This is a genomic window from Leucobacter sp. BZR 635 (assembly GCF_048061935.2).
In the GTDB taxonomy this organism is placed as follows: domain Bacteria; phylum Actinomycetota; class Actinomycetes; order Actinomycetales; family Microbacteriaceae; genus Leucobacter.
In genome coordinates, this window is sequence record NZ_JBLUNZ020000042.1 from 86,458 (window position 1) to 104,692 (window position 18,235).

Annotated in this window: 15 protein-coding genes; 5 read left to right on the forward strand and 10 right to left on the reverse strand. The window is 67.5% G+C overall.

From position 1 onward, the window contains the following. Nucleotide 1: 1 nt before the first annotated feature. The gene (locus ACI1US_RS08840) at nucleotides 2–1,915 is read right to left on the reverse strand and encodes a VWA domain-containing protein (RefSeq protein ID WP_461639791.1); all 1,914 of its coding nucleotides are present in this window, start codon (nucleotides 1,913–1,915) and stop codon (nucleotides 2–4) included. A 33-nt stretch (nucleotides 1,916–1,948) separates the two neighbouring features. Here ACI1US_RS08840 and ACI1US_RS08845 point away from each other — a divergent pair, with 33 nt between their 5' ends. Next, entirely contained in the window at nucleotides 1,949–3,370 is a 1,422-nt protein-coding gene (locus ACI1US_RS08845; protein ID WP_461639793.1) for an AAA family ATPase, read from the forward strand. Here the strand turns inward: ACI1US_RS08845 and ACI1US_RS08850 are convergent. Then, entirely contained in the window at nucleotides 3,339–4,661 is a 1,323-nt protein-coding gene (locus ACI1US_RS08850) for an acyl-CoA dehydrogenase family protein (protein WP_461639795.1), read from the reverse strand. The two genes, ACI1US_RS08845 and ACI1US_RS08850, sit on opposite strands and share 32 nt — an antisense overlap. A gap of 106 nt (nucleotides 4,662–4,767) precedes the next feature. Here ACI1US_RS08850 and ACI1US_RS08855 point away from each other — a divergent pair, with 106 nt between their 5' ends. From ACI1US_RS08855 to ACI1US_RS08870, 4 genes are all read left to right on the forward strand, one after another. Further along, on the forward strand, nucleotides 4,768–5,661 hold the full coding sequence (locus ACI1US_RS08855) for a LysR family transcriptional regulator (RefSeq protein WP_461639797.1): 894 nt from the start codon (nucleotides 4,768–4,770) through the stop codon (nucleotides 5,659–5,661). A 306-nt stretch (nucleotides 5,662–5,967) separates the two neighbouring features. Then, nucleotides 5,968–7,857: an acyl-CoA dehydrogenase family protein gene (locus tag ACI1US_RS08860; RefSeq protein ID WP_461639799.1), complete on the forward strand. Its 1,890-nt coding sequence runs from the start codon at nucleotides 5,968–5,970 to the stop codon at nucleotides 7,855–7,857. Continuing rightward, on the forward strand, nucleotides 7,854–9,089 hold the full coding sequence (locus ACI1US_RS08865; protein ID WP_461639801.1) for a CaiB/BaiF CoA transferase family protein: 1,236 nt from the start codon (nucleotides 7,854–7,856) through the stop codon (nucleotides 9,087–9,089). The genes ACI1US_RS08860 and ACI1US_RS08865 overlap by 4 nt, the downstream gene beginning before the upstream one ends. A 92-nt stretch (nucleotides 9,090–9,181) precedes the next feature. Further along, nucleotides 9,182–10,537 (forward strand): MFS transporter, encoded by a 1,356-nt coding sequence (locus tag ACI1US_RS08870; RefSeq protein WP_461639803.1) that lies wholly within the window; start codon nucleotides 9,182–9,184, stop codon nucleotides 10,535–10,537. 21 nt (nucleotides 10,538–10,558) lie between these two features. On the opposite strand, the gene ACI1US_RS08875 is transcribed toward ACI1US_RS08870, so the two are convergent. The 8 genes from ACI1US_RS08875 to ruvX form a co-directional block, all read right to left on the reverse strand. Beyond that, on the reverse strand, nucleotides 10,559–11,128 hold the full coding sequence (locus ACI1US_RS08875) for an RES family NAD+ phosphorylase (protein WP_461639805.1): 570 nt from the start codon (nucleotides 11,126–11,128) through the stop codon (nucleotides 10,559–10,561). Nucleotides 11,129–11,143: 15 nt separating this feature from the next. Continuing rightward, nucleotides 11,144–11,497 carry a hypothetical protein gene (locus tag ACI1US_RS08880; protein ID WP_461639807.1) on the reverse strand — a complete coding sequence of 118 codons (354 nt, stop codon included), beginning with the start codon at nucleotides 11,495–11,497 and terminating at the stop codon, nucleotides 11,144–11,146. Between the two features lie 838 nt (nucleotides 11,498–12,335). Beyond that, entirely contained in the window at nucleotides 12,336–13,424 is a 1,089-nt protein-coding gene (gene aroB, locus ACI1US_RS08885) for a 3-dehydroquinate synthase (RefSeq protein ID WP_461639809.1), read from the reverse strand. Then, nucleotides 13,421–14,041 carry a shikimate kinase gene (locus ACI1US_RS08890; protein ID WP_461639811.1) on the reverse strand — a complete coding sequence of 207 codons (621 nt, stop codon included), beginning with the start codon at nucleotides 14,039–14,041 and terminating at the stop codon, nucleotides 13,421–13,423. The genes aroB and ACI1US_RS08890 overlap by 4 nt, the downstream gene beginning before the upstream one ends. Nucleotides 14,042–14,517: 476 nt before the next feature. After that, complete coding sequence (gene aroC / locus ACI1US_RS08895) at nucleotides 14,518–15,714, reverse strand: chorismate synthase (protein WP_416549614.1); 1,197 nt, start codon at nucleotides 15,712–15,714, stop codon at nucleotides 14,518–14,520. A 5-nt stretch (nucleotides 15,715–15,719) separates the two neighbouring features. Then, a complete protein-coding gene (locus ACI1US_RS08900; RefSeq protein ID WP_416549615.1) occupies nucleotides 15,720–16,592 on the reverse strand; it encodes a shikimate dehydrogenase family protein in 873 nt (290 codons plus the stop codon). A 3-nt stretch (nucleotides 16,593–16,595) separates the two neighbouring features. Beyond that, nucleotides 16,596–17,741, reverse strand: a complete 1,146-nt coding sequence (gene mltG / locus ACI1US_RS08905) for an endolytic transglycosylase MltG (protein ID WP_416549616.1) — start codon at nucleotides 17,739–17,741, stop codon at nucleotides 16,596–16,598. Continuing rightward, the gene (gene ruvX / locus ACI1US_RS08910) at nucleotides 17,738–18,235 is read right to left on the reverse strand and encodes a Holliday junction resolvase RuvX (RefSeq protein WP_416549617.1); all 498 of its coding nucleotides are present in this window, start codon (nucleotides 18,233–18,235) and stop codon (nucleotides 17,738–17,740) included. Before ruvX ends, mltG begins: the two co-directional genes overlap by 4 nt.

Genomic DNA, 18,235 nt, shown 5'->3' on the forward strand with positions numbered 1-18,235 from the left:
GTCAGTTGGTGATGCCGGCGTTCGTGACCAGCCGCTCGAGCACCGTCGGCAGCTCCTGGTGGGCGTCGAGCCGAATGCCGTCGGGAGCGAACCGTTTGGCGATGTCGTCGGTGCGGATCCCGATCCCGATGACCGTGACGCCCGCGTTTCGCAGCCGCGACAGCTCGATCGCCGCCGCGTCAGCATCGTTGGTGCCGCCGTCGCTCACGAGGATCGCGACCCGCCTGCGCGGCACGCCAGACGATGCGCCTCCCCCGGCGAGACCGAACTCGCGGGCGGCCGCGGCGAGGGCTGCGGCGTCGTTGGTGGATCCCTGCGGTGAATGAATCGCCCCGTCAAGGGTGCGCCGCGCCAGATCGTCAAGGGCCCCGGCCAGCGGCTTCACCACGTGCGGCGCGGAGTCGAACACGATGAGCGCGGTGCGCAGGCTCAGCTCGAGATCAATGCCGAGCGCCCGCTCCTCGAACGCGATGTCGCGTTCGACCCCGGCCAGCGCCTCGAGCATGATGAGCGCGGCGGTCGCGGCGGCCTCGGCCGGCGGACCCTGCATCGACGCCGAACGGTCGATGAGCAGCACGTAGTCGGTGCTCCCCTCACGCCGGCTCGGGCGGGGCCTGCGCTGCCTGGCGAGGAACGCCCGTGGCCGCTCCATCCCGGCCGCCACATCGGCGACGACGCGCACGAGGGAGTCGCGGTCGAGCAGATCCCCCTCAGCCTGCGGCAGCCGCGTAAACGCGCGCTCCTCACGGACGCGATCGGACACGATCTGGCGCCATACCTCGCGCACCTCATCGATGCTCTTCGAGTGCTCGCGCGCCCGCTCGCGATAGCTCGCAAGCGCCGTCGCTCCCGCGCCTCCCGACCCGAGGGTGCCGGGGTCCCTCGGGCGATCGTCAGTGTCGTCGGGCGCATCGCTCGCGAGCATGTCTGGCAGGTCGAGGCCCTCGGCCCAGGCACCGGTCGCGGGCAGCGGCGTCGAGAGCACCGTGGCGACGAAGCCGGCCTGCTCGGCGGCGAAGAGGTCCGCGCCCTCCGATCCCTCGCGCTTGTCCCCCGCGCGCGCGGCCTCGGTGTCGCCATCCGTCGTGGCGTCGCCGCCCTCGCCGCCGTCAGTGGCGTCCTCGTCCGCGCTGCCGCCTGCCGAGTCAAAGCCCGCCTCGGAATCGCCTGCGTCATCCGCCGCGCCCTCATCGGGCGAGGCGTTGCGGCTCGACTGCGGCCCGCGACCGGCAGCATCGAGCGCGAACAAGCGCTCATAGCCCGGGGCAAGCAACCCGAAGGCGCGCTCGAAGCGCTGCATGGGCGAGCGACGCGGGTCGGCAGAGATCGCAAGCGCGAGCGCCCCGGCGGTCTCGCCGCCCGCGCCATCGAGCGCGGCCAGCTCAGCGCGCACCTCGGGCGCAAGCGAGTCGAGATATGCCGGAACGGCATCCTGCCCCGTTACCCACCGCACCGCGACGGTGTCGAGCAGTACGCTCACCCACTGGAGGTGACGCGGCAGCTCCCCCGGCACGCCCCCGGAGTCAGCCGTTCCCCCGCCGGCGGCGACCGCGCGGGCAATCGGGCGCCTGAGGCTCGGCATTGCGGCCAACAGCTCACTCGCCGCGAGCAGGCGATCGAGCAGCGCGAGCAGCGGCTCCAGTCGAGGGCTATACGCGCTCAGCGCGATCCGCCGCCGGCGTCGCGCAGGCGCGACCCGCACCTCACGCACCGATTCCCACAGCAGCAGCAAGACCTGCGCGGTCGCCTCGTCATCGCTCAGACCGCGGTCGGCAACCAGCTGCAGCCCGACGTGTGCGACGCCATCGCGCACCCACCAGTCAGCTCCGTCGTGCAGCTCGACAGGCACGCCCACCACGGCTGCGGCAGCCAACAGGGCTCCGCGAACCCCCGACTCGCCACCTGCCTGCAACATACCCACCACACTACCGAGTGATAGCGTGGCAGAATGCTCCCGTTTGATGCGCACCCAGTCCTCGCCGAGGCCGCTGAGGTCCATCGGGAACTCACTCGCACTCGCCGCGTCGCCCATACCGCGGGCTCAGCGCGCCAGGCGCTCGCAGCAGACGCACAGCGCGCGCTGCAGGCGCGGCTCGACGCGCTCTACGCCGAGCCGGAGTCGCGGGAGATCCTCGACCGGGCGCTCACCGAGCGGGCCGCGATGCTGCGTGCCGCGGTGCAGTCGTGGCAGATCACGCTCGCGCAGCGCGGACTCACCGACGAGGCGGCATCGGTCGCGACCGACGCCGCGCACGAGCACCGCGCGCTCATCCAGGCCGAAGAGCTACTCATTGGCAATCTCCGCGCGCAGGCTGAGCGGCTGGGCGAGCGCCGAACGGCAATGCTTGTGGATCGCGTCGACACCGAGGCGACCCGCGACGGCCTGCTCACCGCGCTTGGCGCGCTCCGGCTCCGTGAGGCGCGGGCCCAGCTGCGGCGCGGGCTGCTCCTCACCGGGCAGATGCGCGGCATCATCGCGGAGGCGCTTCCCGCGCTCACCCGCGGCGAGCCCCTCCTCCTGCTCGGCGAGACCGGCGGCGCGAAGACCGCGCTCGCCGAGTACCTCTCGCGGGTCATGCTCGGCCGCGAGCCGGAGCTTGTCTCGGGCTACGGCGACATCACGAGCTCGCAGCTCATCGGCAGTCACGAGCTCCGCTCCGAGCAGGGTGCCACCGTGAGCGTCTTCGTCGCGGGCCCGCTGCTGCGCGCGATGACCGAGGGTCACCCGGTGATCCTCGACGAGGTCAACGCCATGCCGGCCGAGTTCTTGAAGCGCCTCAACCGCATCCTGCAGCTCCGCCCTGGCGACCGCTTCGCGGTGCAGGAGAACAGCGGGATCGCGATCACCATCGCGCAGGGCTTCGCCATCCTCGCGACCGCGAATGAGCAGACGCCTCACCGCTACCGCGGCATCGACCGCATGAGTGCGGAGCTCGTCAACCGTTTCGGCGCGAACAGCTACCGGGTGCACTACCCCGACGCGGGCGTCTCGTACACCGACGTGCCGCGCGAGAACGCCCTCCTCGCGGCTGCCTCGATCGCAGACGATGCGGGATCGGTGCCGCTCAGCACCGACGAGCTCGAGCGCGTCGCCCGCGCGGCGTTCATCAGCCAGCAGGTATTCGCTGGCTCGCACGGCGAGGGCTTCAACACGTTCGTCTCAACCGAGCGCGAGATCGATGGCAGGCCGGGGCTCGAAGAGTCGGTGCTCGCACCTCGCACGCTCGTGGCGATCGTGCAGAAGGTTGCTGGCAGCGGCGGCCAGGTCTCGCTCGACCATGCGCTCAGGCGTTTCGTCGACGGCGTGATGCACGCAGAGGATCGCCAGGTGCTCGCCCTTATTCTGCGCTCGCAGGGGTTCCTGGGCTGAGCGCGCTGCCCCGCCGGGAGCGTGTGAACGCCGAGATGCCGGTGATGTCACGACCGATGAGCAGTGTCTGGATCGACTCGGTTCCCTCGTAGGTGTGGTTAATCTCGCTGTCAGTGAGGTGACGCGCGACGTGCCGCTCGAGGAGCAGGCCGTTTCCCGCGAGCACGTCTCGCGCGGCGCGGCACACTTCGCGGGAGGCACCCACGGTGTGCAGCTTGAGCATCGAAGTCATCGTGCTCGACAGGTCGCCCATTTCGGCGAGATCGGTCGCGCGGAAGCACATCGTGTACATCGTCGAGATCTTCGTGAGCATCTGCACCAGCTGCTGCTGCACCAGCTGGTAGCTCGCGAGCGGCGAGCCGAACTGCGAGCGATCCCCCGCATACTGCAGCGCGATCTCATAGGCCGCCGTCGCGTGCCCGAGTGCCGCCCACCCGACGTTCAGGCGGGTGCGGTTGAGCGCCTGCACGACGTCTTCGAAGTTGCGAGACTTCGCGAGCAGGTTACCCTCGGGGATCACGAGGTCACGGATGACAATGTCGGCCTGCTGAATCGCCCGCTTGCCAATCTTGCCCGTGATCACGGTCGGCTGGTAGCCGGCCGGATAGGGCTCGCCCGCTGCTCGCTCCATCGCGAACGCTTTGACCTCGCCGTCGGCAGTGTCTCTCGCCCAGATGAGCACGACGTCGGCAGAGGCACCGTTGCCGATCCACCGCTTGTGCCCATTCAGCACGTAGTTTCCGCCGCGCTTCTCCGCCGCCGTCTCGAGCGCGACCGCGTCAGAGCCATGATCCGGCTCGGTTAACGCGAAGGCCCCCGTAAGCTCGAGCCGCGCCATCGCGGGGAGCCAACGCTGCCGCTGCTCCTCTGAGCCCAGGGCGTAGATAGTGCCCATCGCGAGGCCAGAGTGAACCGCCATAAAGGTGTTCACCGAGCCGTCGCCCCGCGAGAGCTCGAATGCCGCAAGCCCTTGCTCGCGCAACGTCATTCCCGGCGCACCGTATTCCGGGATGACCGTGCCCGCGATCCCGAGCTCCTTCAACCCCGGGAGCAGCTGCTCGGGGAATGCTGCGCGCTCCCACGCCTCGTTGATGACCGGGAGCACACTTTCTTCGTTGAACGCACGAATCCGCTGGCAGAGTTCGTGCTCACGCGGCGTCAGTGTCTCCCGCAGCAGAAAAAGATCGCTTGGATCGGTGATGAGGGGCATTGCTTGCTCGCTTCCCGGCGCGACTCCAGTGTCGGCCTGACGGTTCCGGTGCTTTGCCCCAGTGTGACCCACGTCTCTCATGCGACCAATCCTGAACACAAATACATCTATGCAACACGCGTATCGAATAAGGAGGATAATCGCTTACTACCGCACTACTCGGGTTTCGTTGGGAGGGAAGGTCCAGATGGAGCTTCATCACGTCCTCGCATTCCTCACGCTCGCCGAGGAGCTTCACTTCGGTCGCGCCGCAGAACGGCTGTATGTCGCACAGCCGACGCTGAGTCGCAGCATCCGAAGCCTCGAAGAGGAGCTTGGGGTGCGCCTGTTCGAGCGCGCCAACCGGCAGGTCAGACTCACCGAGGCGGGAAGCGCGTTTCTCGATCCGGCGCGCGCCGTGCGGGCCGCCCACGAGCGCGCGGTGAACAGCGTCAGCCAATCGGCCCGGGGGCTCACGGGAACCGTGAGGCTCGTCTTCACCGGGCCGTCCTCCTACCAGCTGGTGAGCGAACTCGCCTCCGAGGTCTCAGCACGCCACCCGGGGATCCACCTCGAGCTCATCGGTGGGGGTTTCGCAGGCGAGGGGCTCCACCGGCTCCTCAACAACACCGCGGACGCCGCATTGGGACGGTGGAGCAAGCTCCCGGAGAGCATCTCCTCCATACCCCTCAAACATGAGGGGTTCGTGCTCGCGGTTCCCAGTGGTCATCGCCTCGCCTCAGCGCGCGAAGTCTCGTTTGGCGACGTCTCCGGTGAGCCGTTCATCCGACTCGCAGAGCGGCTCCCGTCGATCCTCACCGAGCGACTGAACGAGCTGTGCGCACGCCACGAGGCCGAGCTGGATGTGCAGCAGACGGCCCCGGAAAGCTGGACCGCGCTGGCGCTCGTCGCTTCCGGCGTCGGCGTCACCCTCACCCTCACCTCGGTGCGCGACAACGCGAGCGTCCCAGGCGTCGAGTTTCTCGCGCTCACCGATGCGCTCGAGCCGACCTGGCTGAGCCTGGCGTGGAACACCCGCTTCAGTACCCCCGCGCTCGATTCGGTGGTTGAGTGCGCCGCGGAGCTCTCTCACCAGGTCTGACCGCCCGACAGGGGTGCGGGCGGCGGGCACTGACTGCTGACTGCTGGCTGCTGACCGGAGGCCGCGGGCTACCGGCCGCGGGCTACCGGCCGCGGGCTACCGGCCGCGGGCTACCGGCCGCGGGCTACCGGCCGCGGGTTACGGCCACGGGCTACTGGCCGCGAACCGCACGCGGGGCGCAGCGCCCGGCTCAGGTCGATGCACAACAACCGTATCGTCCGATACGGATTCTCAATCGGTTACCCCGCGGTATCGCGCCATCATGAGAGCACGGCGACTCCCCGCCCCGCAGAGATTGGACACGCAATGCCGCACCGCTCCCCGCTCGCGCACACCCCGCCCCAGCAGCTTTTTCCCGAGGACACGATGCCCGACACCCAGGGTGTGAATTTCTTCGAGATCGATGACGATCTACAGCTCACGCTCAAGGCCCTCCTCCCCGCAGACGAGTTCGCGCTCGCGCTGCCGCACTTCCGCGAGCTCGGCGCCCTCGTTGGCGACGCGCTCGACTCCCACTCACGTGCCGCCGACGCCAATCCGCCGGTGCTGCGCACCTACGATCACCGCGGCGCGATCCTCAACGCGGTCGACTACCACCCGGCCTACACTGCAATGGAGCAGATCGCAATCGAGCACTTCGGCCTCGTCGCCATGTCGCATCGACCCGTCATGGACTTCGGCGCACCGCTTCGCCACACCCTGAAATACGCGTTCTGGTACCTCTTCGGTCAGGCCGAATTCGCCCTCGCGTGCCCGATGAGCATGACCGACTCCGCAGTGCGCGTGCTGAGCAAATACGGCAGCAGCGAACTCAAGGAGCGCTACGCGTCCGCGATGATTCGCACCGACGGGGCGCACTTCTCGGGGGCGCAGTTCATGACAGAAAAGCAGGGCGGCTCGGATGTCGGGTCAAACATTGTTCGGGCAGAGCAGCGCGGCGCCGAGTGGCTGCTCTGGGGTGACAAGTGGTTCTGCTCAAATGTCTCGGCAGATGTCGCGCTCGTGCTTGCGCGCCCCGACGGCGCGGTGGCGGGCACCGCAGGCCTCGCGATGTTTCTCATGCCGCGGGTGTTGCCAGACGGCAGCATGAACGACTTCCGAGTGAACAGGCTCAAGGACAAGCTTGGCACCCGGGCAATGGCCTCCGGCGAGGTGACATTCGCCGGGGCTCACGCGTACCTCGTCGGCGACCTCGGCACCGGGTTCAAGCAGATGATGTCGATGGTGAACTCGTCTCGGCTCTCGAACGCGATGCGGTCAAGCGCACTCATGCGGCGCAGTTACGTCGAGGCGCTGACTTCGACGACGGGCAGGGAGGCGTTCGGCGGGCCGCTCGTGGAGAAACCACTCATGCGCAAGGCCCTGTTTCGCATGCTGCTTGATACCGAGGCAGCCTCGGCAACGCTCTTCCACACGGCAACCGTCTACGACAGGGCCGACGCGGCAGTCACGCACCTTACGCCTGAAGAACGCGCCGCAAGCGTGCCGCCTGACCCTGATTCTCGGCACGTGCGTCTCCTCACGCCGATCCTCAAAGGCGTGATCTGCAAGCGCGCCCGACACATCGTCGCCGAGGGCATGGAAGCACGGGGCGGAAACGGGTATATCGACGAGTGGGTCGACGGCAAGCTCCTGCGCGAAGCGCAGCTTGGTTCGATCTGGGAGGGGACAACCAACATCGTCGCCCTCGATGTGCAGCGTGCGCTGCTGCGCAACGACTCGGGAACGCCGTTCTTCGCGGACATCGCCGATCGCCTCGCGCTGTCCGTCAACGACCCGCAGCTTGGCGGACTCGCTGAGGTGCTCCTCGCGTTTCACGCTGCCGCCGAACAGTCTTCGAAGCAGCTCTCGTCAGCTGCCGTCGACCGGAGGGAAGTCGCAGCAGCGCGTCAGATGAACGACCTGTACGATGTGCTCGCGGCAAGCCTGTTTCTCGAGCAGGCGCGGTCCCAGCTTCAGGCGTCGGGGAATGCGCGAAAAATCGCCGTGCTCATCGGGTACATGGAGGAGCACATGCTCGGGGAAGCTCGCTCGGGCAGCGCGGCCGAAAGCCTACTCCTCGGCGGTTACGCCACCGAGATCCTCACCAACGGGCACGTGCCATTCGGGGCAGTCGAGACGGCGCTGAGCGACACGGTGGGCCGCGCGACCGCGGCGAGATCCCGATCCATCGAATCGCCTGTGGGCGTTCGATGAGCGACATCACGGACGCGACAACCGCGAGCGAACGCACCCCCGGGGCGCTTCACGGCCTGCGAGTCCTCGATCTCAGCCGCGTGGTCGCCGGCCCCCTGTGCGCGAGCATGCTCGGCGACCTCGGGGCGGACGTCATCAAGGTGGAGGGCCCCCGCAACCCCGACGAGACCCGCAGCTGGTTCCCTCCCGAGATCGGCGACATGGGCGTGTACTTCGCGACGGTGAACCGCAGCAAACGGGCGATCACCGTCGATCTCAAGACGCCGGAGGGCGTCGCCGTGATCCGCGATCTCGTCCGCACGAGCGACATCGTGATCGAGAATTTCACCACGGGCACGCTCGAGCGGCTTGGGCTTGGCTACGAGACGCTTCGGCAACTCAACCCGCGCATCATCCTGTGTTCAATCACGGGATTTGGCCAGACCGGGCCTTCGAGGGAGCAGGGCGGCTACGACTTCATCGCCCAAGCGATGACGGGGTTCGTCTCGATGAATGGCGCTCCCGGCGATGAGGGTACGAAGGCACCCATCGCGCTCGCTGATCTGCAGGCCGGGCTGCACGCCACCATCAGCCTCCTGGCTGCCGTGCAGGCGAGGGAGCGGACGGGCGAGGGGCAGCACTGCGACATCTCGCTGCTTGACTCCATGGCGTTTTCGCTCCTCAACCTGGGAACGACGTATCTCAACACCGGGGTCGTCCCGCCGCGCTACGGCAATCAGCATCAGACGCTCGTCCCGTATCAGAGCTTCGAAACCGCAGACGGAGACGTCATCGTCGCCGTCGGCAACGACGGACAGTTCGCGCGGTTCTGCGAAGTGCTGGACTGTAGCGAGCTCGCAACCGACGAACGCTACCGAGACGCGAGCTCTCGGATCCAGAACCGCGAAGCGCTCATCGCAGTGTTGCAGGAGCGTCTGCGCGTGTGGAGCTCATCACACCTGCTCGAGCGTCTCCGCGCAGCGCGAGTTCCGTGCGGCCCGGTGAACTCCGTCGCGCAGCTCTTCGACGAGCCGCAGGTTGCTGCCCGCGGCATCGTCGTTGAAGTCGAGGGGGCCGCTTCGCCCGACCTCAAGCTCCTCGCCGCCCCGTTCGGCCTGCGCGGCACACCAGCTGAGATCTCCGCGGGGCCGCCGCGGTTCTCAGAGCACACCGACGCCGTACTCGAGGAGCTCGGGTACTCCCCCGCAAGGATCGACCGCCTCCGTACCGCCGGGGTCATCGCCGCGAAGTAGTCACCGACGGCAGCGCACCACCGGCCTGTCGGCTTCCGAAGTTTCCATTTCTGCAAGCTTTTCATCCAACGACGCATGAAGAGGAGTCCCCCATGCGCAAAAAACTGACAAATCCCAGAACAATCTGGATATCGGTGTTCGTGTCGTGCTTTCTCGGTCTGTACGTCGACGGTTTCGACCTGCAGATCCTCTCACTCACGCTCCCGAGCCTCACCGAGGAGTGGAGCCTCACGAACACCCAGGCCGGCTTGCTCGGAACCGCGTCGCTCGCGGGAATGGGCGTCGGCGGAATATTCGGGGGCTGGCTGGCCGACCGCTACGGTCGCGTGCGGATGGCGGCGCTCATGATCGTGCTGTTCTCGATCGGGTCGTTTGCCCTCGGCTTCACTGAAGCGCCGTGGCAGTTCATGATCATCCGCTTCATCACCGGGCTCGGCCTCGGTGCCGAGTACACGATCTGCATGATGCTCATGGCGGAATACACGAACGCAAAGCGCCGGGGGCTCACCATGGGCGTGCTCATGGCTTCCTATTCCCTCGGCTATCTCTCGGCCGCGCTGCTCTCTGGAGCGGTTATCCCGGTGTTTGGCTGGCGGTGGATGTACTGGATCGCGATCGTCCCCGTTGTCCTCGCAATCTACATTCGTCGGGTGATCCCCGAGCCTCAGGGCTGGCAAGAGCGGCAGGCGCAGGCACTGCTTCCCGAATCCAAGGCGAAGGATCGCAACCAGTGGCGACTCCTGTTCAAGAATCCGATCGCCCGGAGAATGTTCTTTCTTTGGACGGCCGCATCGATCTGTCTGCAGTTTGGGTACTACGGCGTGAACACGTGGCTCCCGTCGTATATTGCAGGTGATCTCGGTATCGAGTTCGCTTCGATGACGGTGTACGTGGCTGGCACCTACGCGGCGGGCTTCTGCAGCAGACTCCTCGGCGGCTGGCTAGCTGACCGCATCGGGAGGAGGCTCGTCTTCAGCATCGGCGCCCTCGTCACCGCCGCGCTCCTCCCGATCATCTACCTGTATCAGAACCCACAAAACATCGTCGCGTTCCTGCTGATCCTCGGGTTCATGTACGGCTGGCCGTACGCGGTGAACGGCGCATACATGAACGAGAGCTTCCCGACGGAACTGCGCGGCACTGCAACCGGGGCGGCGTACAACCTTGGGCGGATCGGCGCGCTGCTCGCTCCGCTCACCATCGGGGTCATCGCTGACTCGTTCAGTGTCGGTCTCGGGCTCGCGGCGCTCGGCTTCGGCTACGCGCTGGCGGCCATCATCACGTTCTTCTTCATCCGCGACAAGATGTACGACCCGGCCCGCGCCGATACCGATGAGGTGCAGCAGCAACTTGCCGTTGATACCGGCACGAGCCCCGTCCGGATTCCCACGCGGGCAGCGCGCAAGGCGGTGCGGGCGGGCCGGTCAGCCGGACCAAGCGACACCTGAGGCGCGGCCGGGGTGTAGCCGCTACCCGAGCTCGCGATAGAGCCGGGCAGCGGCTTCCACCACCGCCGGATGTTCGACACTCAGCGACTGAATGCCGACAAGTTCGAGGCCTGCTGGGGGCTTCCCGCCCGCGCCCCACAGCAGGATCGAGCTCTCCGAGGGCATCTGCGACGACCACCAGGAGAGCCCGCCGCGGGCACTCCCCTCGGATTCAAAGATGCCTCGGGAGATCTGCTGGGTGACCCCGAGATCCTGCACCACTATCTCGCTTGGGCGCACGTTGAGTTGTACCAGCGCCGCGGCGTCGTCGAGGTCGACAACCTCAGGCCCGGTGTAGCGAAACTCGGCGAGCGCGCGGGGCTCTCCTGCGGCGGTGAGAAACACCTCCGGTATCCAGGTGCGCTTGTTGTAGAAGCTCTCGGCGATCGCCCCGACCGCGCTCCGGGAGAAATACCAGGAGTCGTACAGGTCGGAGTTGTCCCACCGCCCGTGAAACTGCGGCCTGGGGACGAACGTCCAGTGCCCGGGCATGCCCGTTCTCGCACCGGCAGCCTTCGGATAGCAGCGGAACAGCCGTAGTGGCTGGGGCATCGACTCCGCCATCGCCTACGCGTACGCGCCCTCATCTTCGGCGTCGATCGCGCCGATGACCTCGGCTACGCGGCCTAGTTTGATGCACTCGCGAGGCGTCGAGCCGCGCAGAAACTGGTTCGGTGAATCGAGCCAGATCGGCACTACCTTCGTGTGCATCGTCGACTCGGCGCGGGCAATGATGTACGCGAAATCCATGATGGATCGGGCGGACTCCGGCGACGGCAGCTGCGCGCCCTGTTTCCACCGCGTCACCTGCGAGGGCTTCACGCCGAGGAGCTCAGCAAGCAGGGTGCCGTTGCCGGCAGCACCCAGCAGCATGCGAAAGCCGTCGGCGAAGCCGGGCTGCTGTGGGACTGAGATGCTCATACCACCAGTCTACGCGCAATTCTCAAATTGCGCGACGCCAATCTCGGACCTCGCCAGCAATGGTTTTCCCAGAAGCACTGATTCGGTGCCCGCGCCCTCCCGCTCTGCCACGGAAGGCCGCCCCGAGTTTTTCTGAGGCTACAAACCCCCGAGTTATCTATTCCACCCCGTGTTTCGCACTCGCAAGGGTCGATCTCAATTAATCGGGGAAGTAAGGAATTGTCACGGGCGGAGAAACCGCTGGGCGCTACCGGGTGCCGTCAGCTGCGTACCGGCCGCGGGAGCCCCCGGAGTGCCCAGACCGGAGCCACCCAGCTTCAACCCAGGAGCGGGGTGCGCGTGCTTGTGGCCGCCGCGGGCGCTTCGCACCCTTGCCGTACTGCGCGGGTGCGCCCGGGCGGTGTGCCTTTCGGGGCTCCCGCGGTGAGGACGTGGCTCCTGGTCGATCTGGCCTCCGGCGGTTCTGGCAAGGTCGCGCCCGTTGCAGTTCCTCGCCGGCAGCGGCAGACACGGCACCCTCGTGCGCGTAGCCCCGGTGTCCTCCGGCGACAAAGCCCCGAGTGATCTATTCCACCCCGTGTTTGGCACTCAGAAGAGTCGGTCTCAATTAATCGGGGAAGTAAGGATGTGCAGGAGGTACGGAGGACGCCAGGCGGAGCCTGCCCCGCGCCCGAGGCACCACACCGTCAGTTGAGAGGGGCCGAGCGCGAGGAGCTCAAGTGGTGGTCAGTTTGCGCCAGCCGTTGCAGCCAAAGCACGGGCAGGGTGGCGCAAACTGACCACAAGAGGCGTCGCGGAGCGGCGGAGCGGCGGAGCGGCGGAGCGGCGGCGTCCGCCGCTAGCTCGCGATCTCCTGGTACGCGAACTGCAGCATCGACTCGTCGACGCCCGCGAGCACCCGCGGCTTCGCGAGGTCATCAAGCACGATAAACCGCAGCATGCCTGCGCGCGCCTTCTTATCGCGCTGCATCGCAGCGAGCAGCCCCGGCCAGCGGCCAGCGGGGTAGTCGAGCGGCAGCCCGAGCAGCGTGAGCACCCGGCGGTGCCGCTCGACAGCCTCGTCGGAGAGCGCGCCGGCCATGCGCCCGAGCTCGGCCGCGTAGACCATACCGATCGAGATCGCGACGCCGTGACGCCACTGGTAGCGCTCAGCGTGTTCGATCGCGTGGCCAAGTGTGTGGCCGTAGTTGAGGATCTCACGGAGGCCACCCTCCTTGAAGTCCTCCGAGACGACCCGCGCCTTCACGCCGATGGAAAGCTCCACCACGCGCTGGAACTCGGGGGTCGTGGGGTCGGTCGCCCGATCCACGTCGGCCTCAATAATGTCAAGGATCTCGGGCTCAGCGATGAAGCCACACTTGGCGACCTCGGCGAAGCCCGCGAGGATCTCGTTTTTCGGCAGCGTATCGAGCACCGCGATGTCACAGATCACCGCTGCGGGCGGGTAAAACGCGCCCACGAGGTTCTTGCCCTCTGCGGTGTTCAGCCCGGTCTTGCCCCCGACAGCTGCATCGACCATGCCGAGCACGGTTGTCGGGATCTGCACGAGCCGCACGCCGCGCAGCCAGGTCGCCGCGACGAAGCCCGCCAGGTCGGTGACGGCTCCCCCGCCAAGCCCGATGATTGCGTCGCTGCGCGTGAAGTCGGCCTGTCCGAGGATCTGCCAGCAGAATGCCGCGACCTCGATGCGTTTCGCGGACTCGGCATCGGGGACCTCGGCGAGCATCACCTCACCGTAGTGGCCCTGCAGCGAGGTGCGCAGATCGTCGGCGAGCTTGCCAACGGTCGAGGTGTGCACGATGAGCACCTTCGACACCCGCGGGCCGAGCGCCTCGGGAACCCGGTCAAAGAGGTCGCGGCCCACCGTGACCGTATAGTTCGTTTCTCCGGTGACGGCGATCTCAGTGACTGAAGCAGAGTTGCTCACTCCTGGTCCTTTCCTACGGTGTTCGAATCAGTGTTCGCTGATGCTGGTGAAGTATCGGTGACCGGCTCGCTAGCCGGCTGGGCAGCCTGCGAAGCCTGGGCCGCAGCCTGCGCCGCGGCGCGTTCCTTCCGCGCGTACGAGCGCGCCCACTCAACAACGCGTCTGGTGAGCTGTTCCTTCCCGGCACGGTCCGTGCGGAACGTCACGTCAGCGACCTCTCGGTAAAGCGGCTTGCGCTCCGCCAGGATCCGCCCCCACGCCGAGGGATCATCTCGCAGCAGCGGTCGGCGGGAGATGTTGGCGGTGCGCAGCACGGCCTCTTGAGTCGTCATCAGCAGGACTGTTGGGTGCAGCTGCAGCAGCGCCCGCGTTGCCTCGGAGAGCACCGCTCCCCCGCCAAGCGCGAGGATCCGGGTGCCGGGCTCCGAGAGCTCGGCAGCAATGATCTCGGCCTCAATGCGTCGGAACTCGGCTTCGCCGTGCGCCTCGAAGAAGTCGGTGATCGTGCCGTGCTTGCGCACAAAGACAACGTCGCTGTCGACGAAGGGGATGCCGAGCTCCTTCGCTACCCGCCGCCCCAGGCTGGTCTTGCCAGCGGCCATCGGCCCGACAAACACGATCGTGCGCTCGGGTAGGCGGTTGCCTCCGCCGCGCCGGCGTCGGCGACGGCGCTTGGGGCCGCGCTCCGCCGGAGCGCCGCTTTCGGTCCGCGGTGTGGCTGATTCCTGCGCAGGGGATCCTGCCTGCCCGGTCGCGGGCGCGCTGGATCGCGTCGAGTCAGTCCGCCCTCGCGCAGGGGCCTGTGGCCGCGCGTTCCGGCGTCGGCCTCGCGAGGCAGACTGGGTCGGCAGCGTCACTGGAGCGGTCGGCACCGGAACCGGGGCGTGCGAAGCCGGGGCTTCTGACGCTGCGGTGGCTGCTGGCGCAGCAGCGGGAGCCCCGGACGGTGCCGCGGCCGGAGGAGGTGCCGCGGCTGCTGCAGGTTCCGCGGCTGACGCCGATGCCGCAGCAGCCGGCTGGACCGACTCGGTGGGCGCGGGCGTTGGCGCGGCGGCGGGAGCCCCCGCTCGCCGACCGGCCCGACGCGCGCCGCTCACGATTCTCGGGCGGTCGCGAGCTGCTCGGGGATCGCTGCGAGATAGCTGTCGAGGTTGCGACGAGTTTCAGCAAGGCTGTCCCCGCCGAACTTCTCGACGACGGCCTCGGCAAGTACGAGGGCGACCATCGCCTCTGCGACCACGCCGGCGGCAGGAACTGCCGAGACGTCGGAGCGCTGGTGGTGCGCCTTTGCTTCTTCGCCCGTGGCGACGTCGATGGTGGGGAGCGCGTGCGGCACGGTAGCGATCGGCTTCATGCCGGCGCGGACGCGCAGCACCTGCCCGGTCGACATGCCGCCCTCGATGCCGCCTGCGCGGCCAGTGTCGCGGACGATCTCGCCGTCGCGCAGGTGCAGCTCGTCGTGCGCCTCTGAGCCGCGGCGGCGGGTCGTCTCGAAGCCGTCGCCGACCTCTACGCCCTTGATGGCTTGGATGCCCATGAGGGCACCAGCGAGTCGCGAGTCGAGCCTGCGGTCCCAGTGCACGTACGACCCGAGCCCTGGCGGCAGACCGTATGCGAGCACCTCGACGATGCCGCCGATGGTGTCGCCTGACTTCTTCGTGTCGTCGACCTCAGCGACCATGCGGGCGCTCGTGTCCGTGTCGAAGCAGCGGAGTGGATCAGCGTCGAGCGCCGCAACGTCCTCGGGCCGTGGCAGCGCAGCTGCAGCCGGGGCGACGACGTCGCCGATGGAGACGGTGTGGCTGACGAGCTGGATCCCGAGCTCGCTGAGGAACGACCGCGCAACCGCGCCGAGCGCCACTCGCGCAGCGGTCTCGCGGGCGCTTGCGCGCTCGAGCACCGGGCGGGCCTCGTCAAAGCCGTACTTCTGCATGCCAACGAGGTCGGCGTGGCCGGGCCGGGGGCGCGTGAGCGCTGCACCGCGTCCGCGGGACTTCTCGGAGAGTTCGGTCTTCTCGGGGCTCATCACCTCGGCCCACTTCGGCCACTCGGTGTTGCCGATGCGAATCGCAACGGGGCCACCGATCGTGACGCCCTGCACGACGCCGCCCGAGACGTTGAGCGCGTCCTGCTCAAACTTCATGCGCGACCCGCGCCCATAGCCGAGCTTTCGGCGCGCGAGGTCCTCTCGGATAGCGTCGAGGGAGATTGGCACGCCTGCGGGCATACCCTCGATGACAGCAATAAGTTCAGGGCCGTGGGATTCCCCGGCGGTAAGCCAACGAAGCATAGGTTCTATCTTTCCATACTCGCGGCATGCATTGCCGCCAGCACTGACTCCTCGTCGGTGAGCGGAATGTCCGGGTCACCGTTCATGAAAATGCGGATCTGTACGAGCGCCTGCTCGACGAGCATGTCGAGGCCCGAATGGGCAACGCCGCCAGCGGCGCGCCAACGCTCCGCGAGTGGCGATGGCCACGGGTCGTAGGCGACGTCAAACAGCGGCACGCTGAGCAGCGACTCGGGCAGATCGATTGACTCGGCCCCGGGGCCTGGAAGCGTTGACACCACGAGCGTCGGGTCGAAGCTCGGCACCTCACCGAGCGAGATCGCCGACATTCCGTCGCCAAACCTGGTGGCGAGTTCCGCGGCGGCCTCAGGGCGTCTTGCCGCGATCGCGATGCGTTCGGCACCGAGTGAGCGGGCCGCAAGGATCGCGGACACCGCGGTCGCCCCGGCGCCGAGCACGACGGTCGAGGTTGCATCGAGGCCAGCGCGCTCGATCGGCCGTGCGAGCCCAGCGACGTCCGTGTTGAATCCCGCCCACTGCGCGTTCCCTGACGCGTCGTTGGTGAGCCGGAGCAGCGTGTTCACGACACCGCTCTCGGTAGCGGCTGGGTCAATCACCGTCGCAAGTCTCGCCGCTTCCTCTTTCAGGGGCATCGTGAGCGATAGCCCGCGCCACTCGGGCCCGAGCCCGGCGAGGAAACCCGCAAGTTCGGGCCAATCGAGCTCGGTTCGGCCGTAGCTCCACGGCAGCCCGAGCACGCCATAGGCGGCGGCGTGGATCGCGGGCGACTTCGAGTGCGCGATGGGCGTGCCGAGCACGCCCAACTGGGCTACTCCCGGCAGCCGCAGTTCGGCGTCGGTCGGGTGCGCTTCGCTCATGCGTTAGTCACAGTACTTTCCGCCCTCGGCCGCGTGAGCCGTGCACCACTTGTCAAGCCGCTGCACGTTCTGCTCGTGCTCCTCGAGCGTCTCGGCGAACTCCGTCTCGCCGCTCGAGAGGTCGATCGGCATGAAGTAGAGCCACGGGCCATCGGCCGGATGCGTCGCCGCCTCAATCGCGGTATCGCCGGGAAGGCCGATCGGGCCAGCCGGCAGCCCGGGGTTCGCATAGGTGTTGTAGGTGTTTGACTTGTCTGCGCGCTCTTCGTCGGTGGTCCACACCGTGTGCGTGTTGCCGGTGCCGTACGAGACGGTCGCGTCGGACTGCAGCAGCATGCCGCTGTCGATGCGGTTGAGGAACACGCGGGCGACCTTCGGGAAGTCCTCGAGGCGCGATCCTGCCTCGCGCTGCACCATCGCGGCGAGCGTCAGCACCTCCCACTCATCGCCGGGTGCGACACCGTGTTCGGCAAGCGCCTGCCACATGCGATCCACCATCTTCTGAATGATCGATTCGGCCGTATCTCCCGGCTCGAACGTGTACGTCGCCGGGAACAGGAAGCCCTCGATCGATGGGAACTGCTCGGGCACGCCGAACGCTGCCGGGTCTGCGGCGGCCGCCTCAAACTCCTCGAACGGGATGTCAACGACACTCGCGGTGACCGCGAGAGCGTCGAGGGCCGCGGTGCCCTCGGGGATCATCACCGTCAGCTCCATCCGGTTCGCCTCGTCCGTGAGCGCTGCAAGCGCGGACTCGGCGCTCATCTGCTGCTTCAGGCGGTAGGTGCCGACCTGGAAGTGGACTTCTTCTGACTGACTGAGCAGCAGGTCGTAGAACGCCTCGGAAGTTTTGACGACGTCGGCTTCCGCGAGCGCTGCAGCTACGTCTGAGCCGATCTGCCCGTCGGTGATGGTGAGCAGGACTTCGCCCTGGCCCTCACCCTCGTAGTCGTTCGTCGTCCACCCCATGGCGAGGGAGATCCGGTCTCCGAATGAGCTCCAGACGTACGCTGCGCCGCCGCCAAGCAGCAGCAGCATGACGACGAGCACCGACGAGATGACGATACGGCCCCGCCGCTTCGTCTTCCGCTCTTCCTCGGTCAGTGTGTTCGCTGCACGTCGCCCTCGGCGGGTCCCTGTGTCACTCACGGCGTGTCCTCGCTTCTGCGTTGATCGGGTGCGGGCACCACGAGGTCGCCCGGTGCCTCATGTCTGTTGCGCTCGACGTCGAGCGCGTGCTGCAGGATGACGACCGCTGCTGCCTGGTCGATCACCCCTCGACTTTCCTTCGTTTTGCGTCCGGCCTGCCGAAGCTGGCCCTGCGCCGAGACCGTCGACAGTCGCTCGTCAACGAGCCGCACCTCGGCGACACCATCGAGCCGCGCGGCAAGCTGCTCTGCGAAGCTCTGGGCGTCCTCGGTTGAGAGCGTCCGCTCGCCTCGCAGGTTCAGCGGTAGCCCAACGATAACCTCGAAAGCCTCAAGTTCGCGAGCGATTGCGGCAAGTCGGTCGAGGTCGATTCCGCTCTCGAGCTCGCGCTTCACGGTCTCGACCGGCGTCGCGAGCATGCCGTGCAGGTCGCTCCGGGCGACCCCGATGCGAGCCTTACCGACGTCGATCCCGAGGCGTACCCCTGTGCGCAC

Excerpts from the sequence above, each read along its gene's own strand:
- ACI1US_RS08840 (WP_461639791.1), bottom strand. The coding sequence starts at position 1,915 with ATGTTGCAGGCAGGTGGCGAGTCGGGGGTTCGCGGAGCCCTGTTGGCT.
- ACI1US_RS08845 (WP_461639793.1), top strand. The coding sequence starts at position 1,949 with ATGCTCCCGTTTGATGCGCACCCAGTCCTCGCCGAGGCCGCTGAGGTC.
- ACI1US_RS08850 (WP_461639795.1), bottom strand. The coding sequence starts at position 4,661 with ATGAGAGACGTGGGTCACACTGGGGCAAAGCACCGGAACCGTCAGGCC.
- ACI1US_RS08855 (WP_461639797.1), top strand. The coding sequence starts at position 4,768 with ATGGAGCTTCATCACGTCCTCGCATTCCTCACGCTCGCCGAGGAGCTT.
- ACI1US_RS08860 (WP_461639799.1), top strand. The coding sequence starts at position 5,968 with ATGCCGCACCGCTCCCCGCTCGCGCACACCCCGCCCCAGCAGCTTTTT.
- ACI1US_RS08865 (WP_461639801.1), top strand. The coding sequence starts at position 7,854 with ATGAGCGACATCACGGACGCGACAACCGCGAGCGAACGCACCCCCGGG.
- ACI1US_RS08870 (WP_461639803.1), top strand. The coding sequence starts at position 9,182 with ATGCGCAAAAAACTGACAAATCCCAGAACAATCTGGATATCGGTGTTC.
- ACI1US_RS08875 (WP_461639805.1), bottom strand. The coding sequence starts at position 11,128 with ATGCCCCAGCCACTACGGCTGTTCCGCTGCTATCCGAAGGCTGCCGGT.
- ACI1US_RS08880 (WP_461639807.1), bottom strand. The coding sequence starts at position 11,497 with ATGAGCATCTCAGTCCCACAGCAGCCCGGCTTCGCCGACGGCTTTCGC.
- aroC (WP_416549614.1), bottom strand. The coding sequence starts at position 15,714 with ATGCTTCGTTGGCTTACCGCCGGGGAATCCCACGGCCCTGAACTTATT.
- ACI1US_RS08900 (WP_416549615.1), bottom strand. The coding sequence starts at position 16,592 with ATGAGCGAAGCGCACCCGACCGACGCCGAACTGCGGCTGCCGGGAGTA.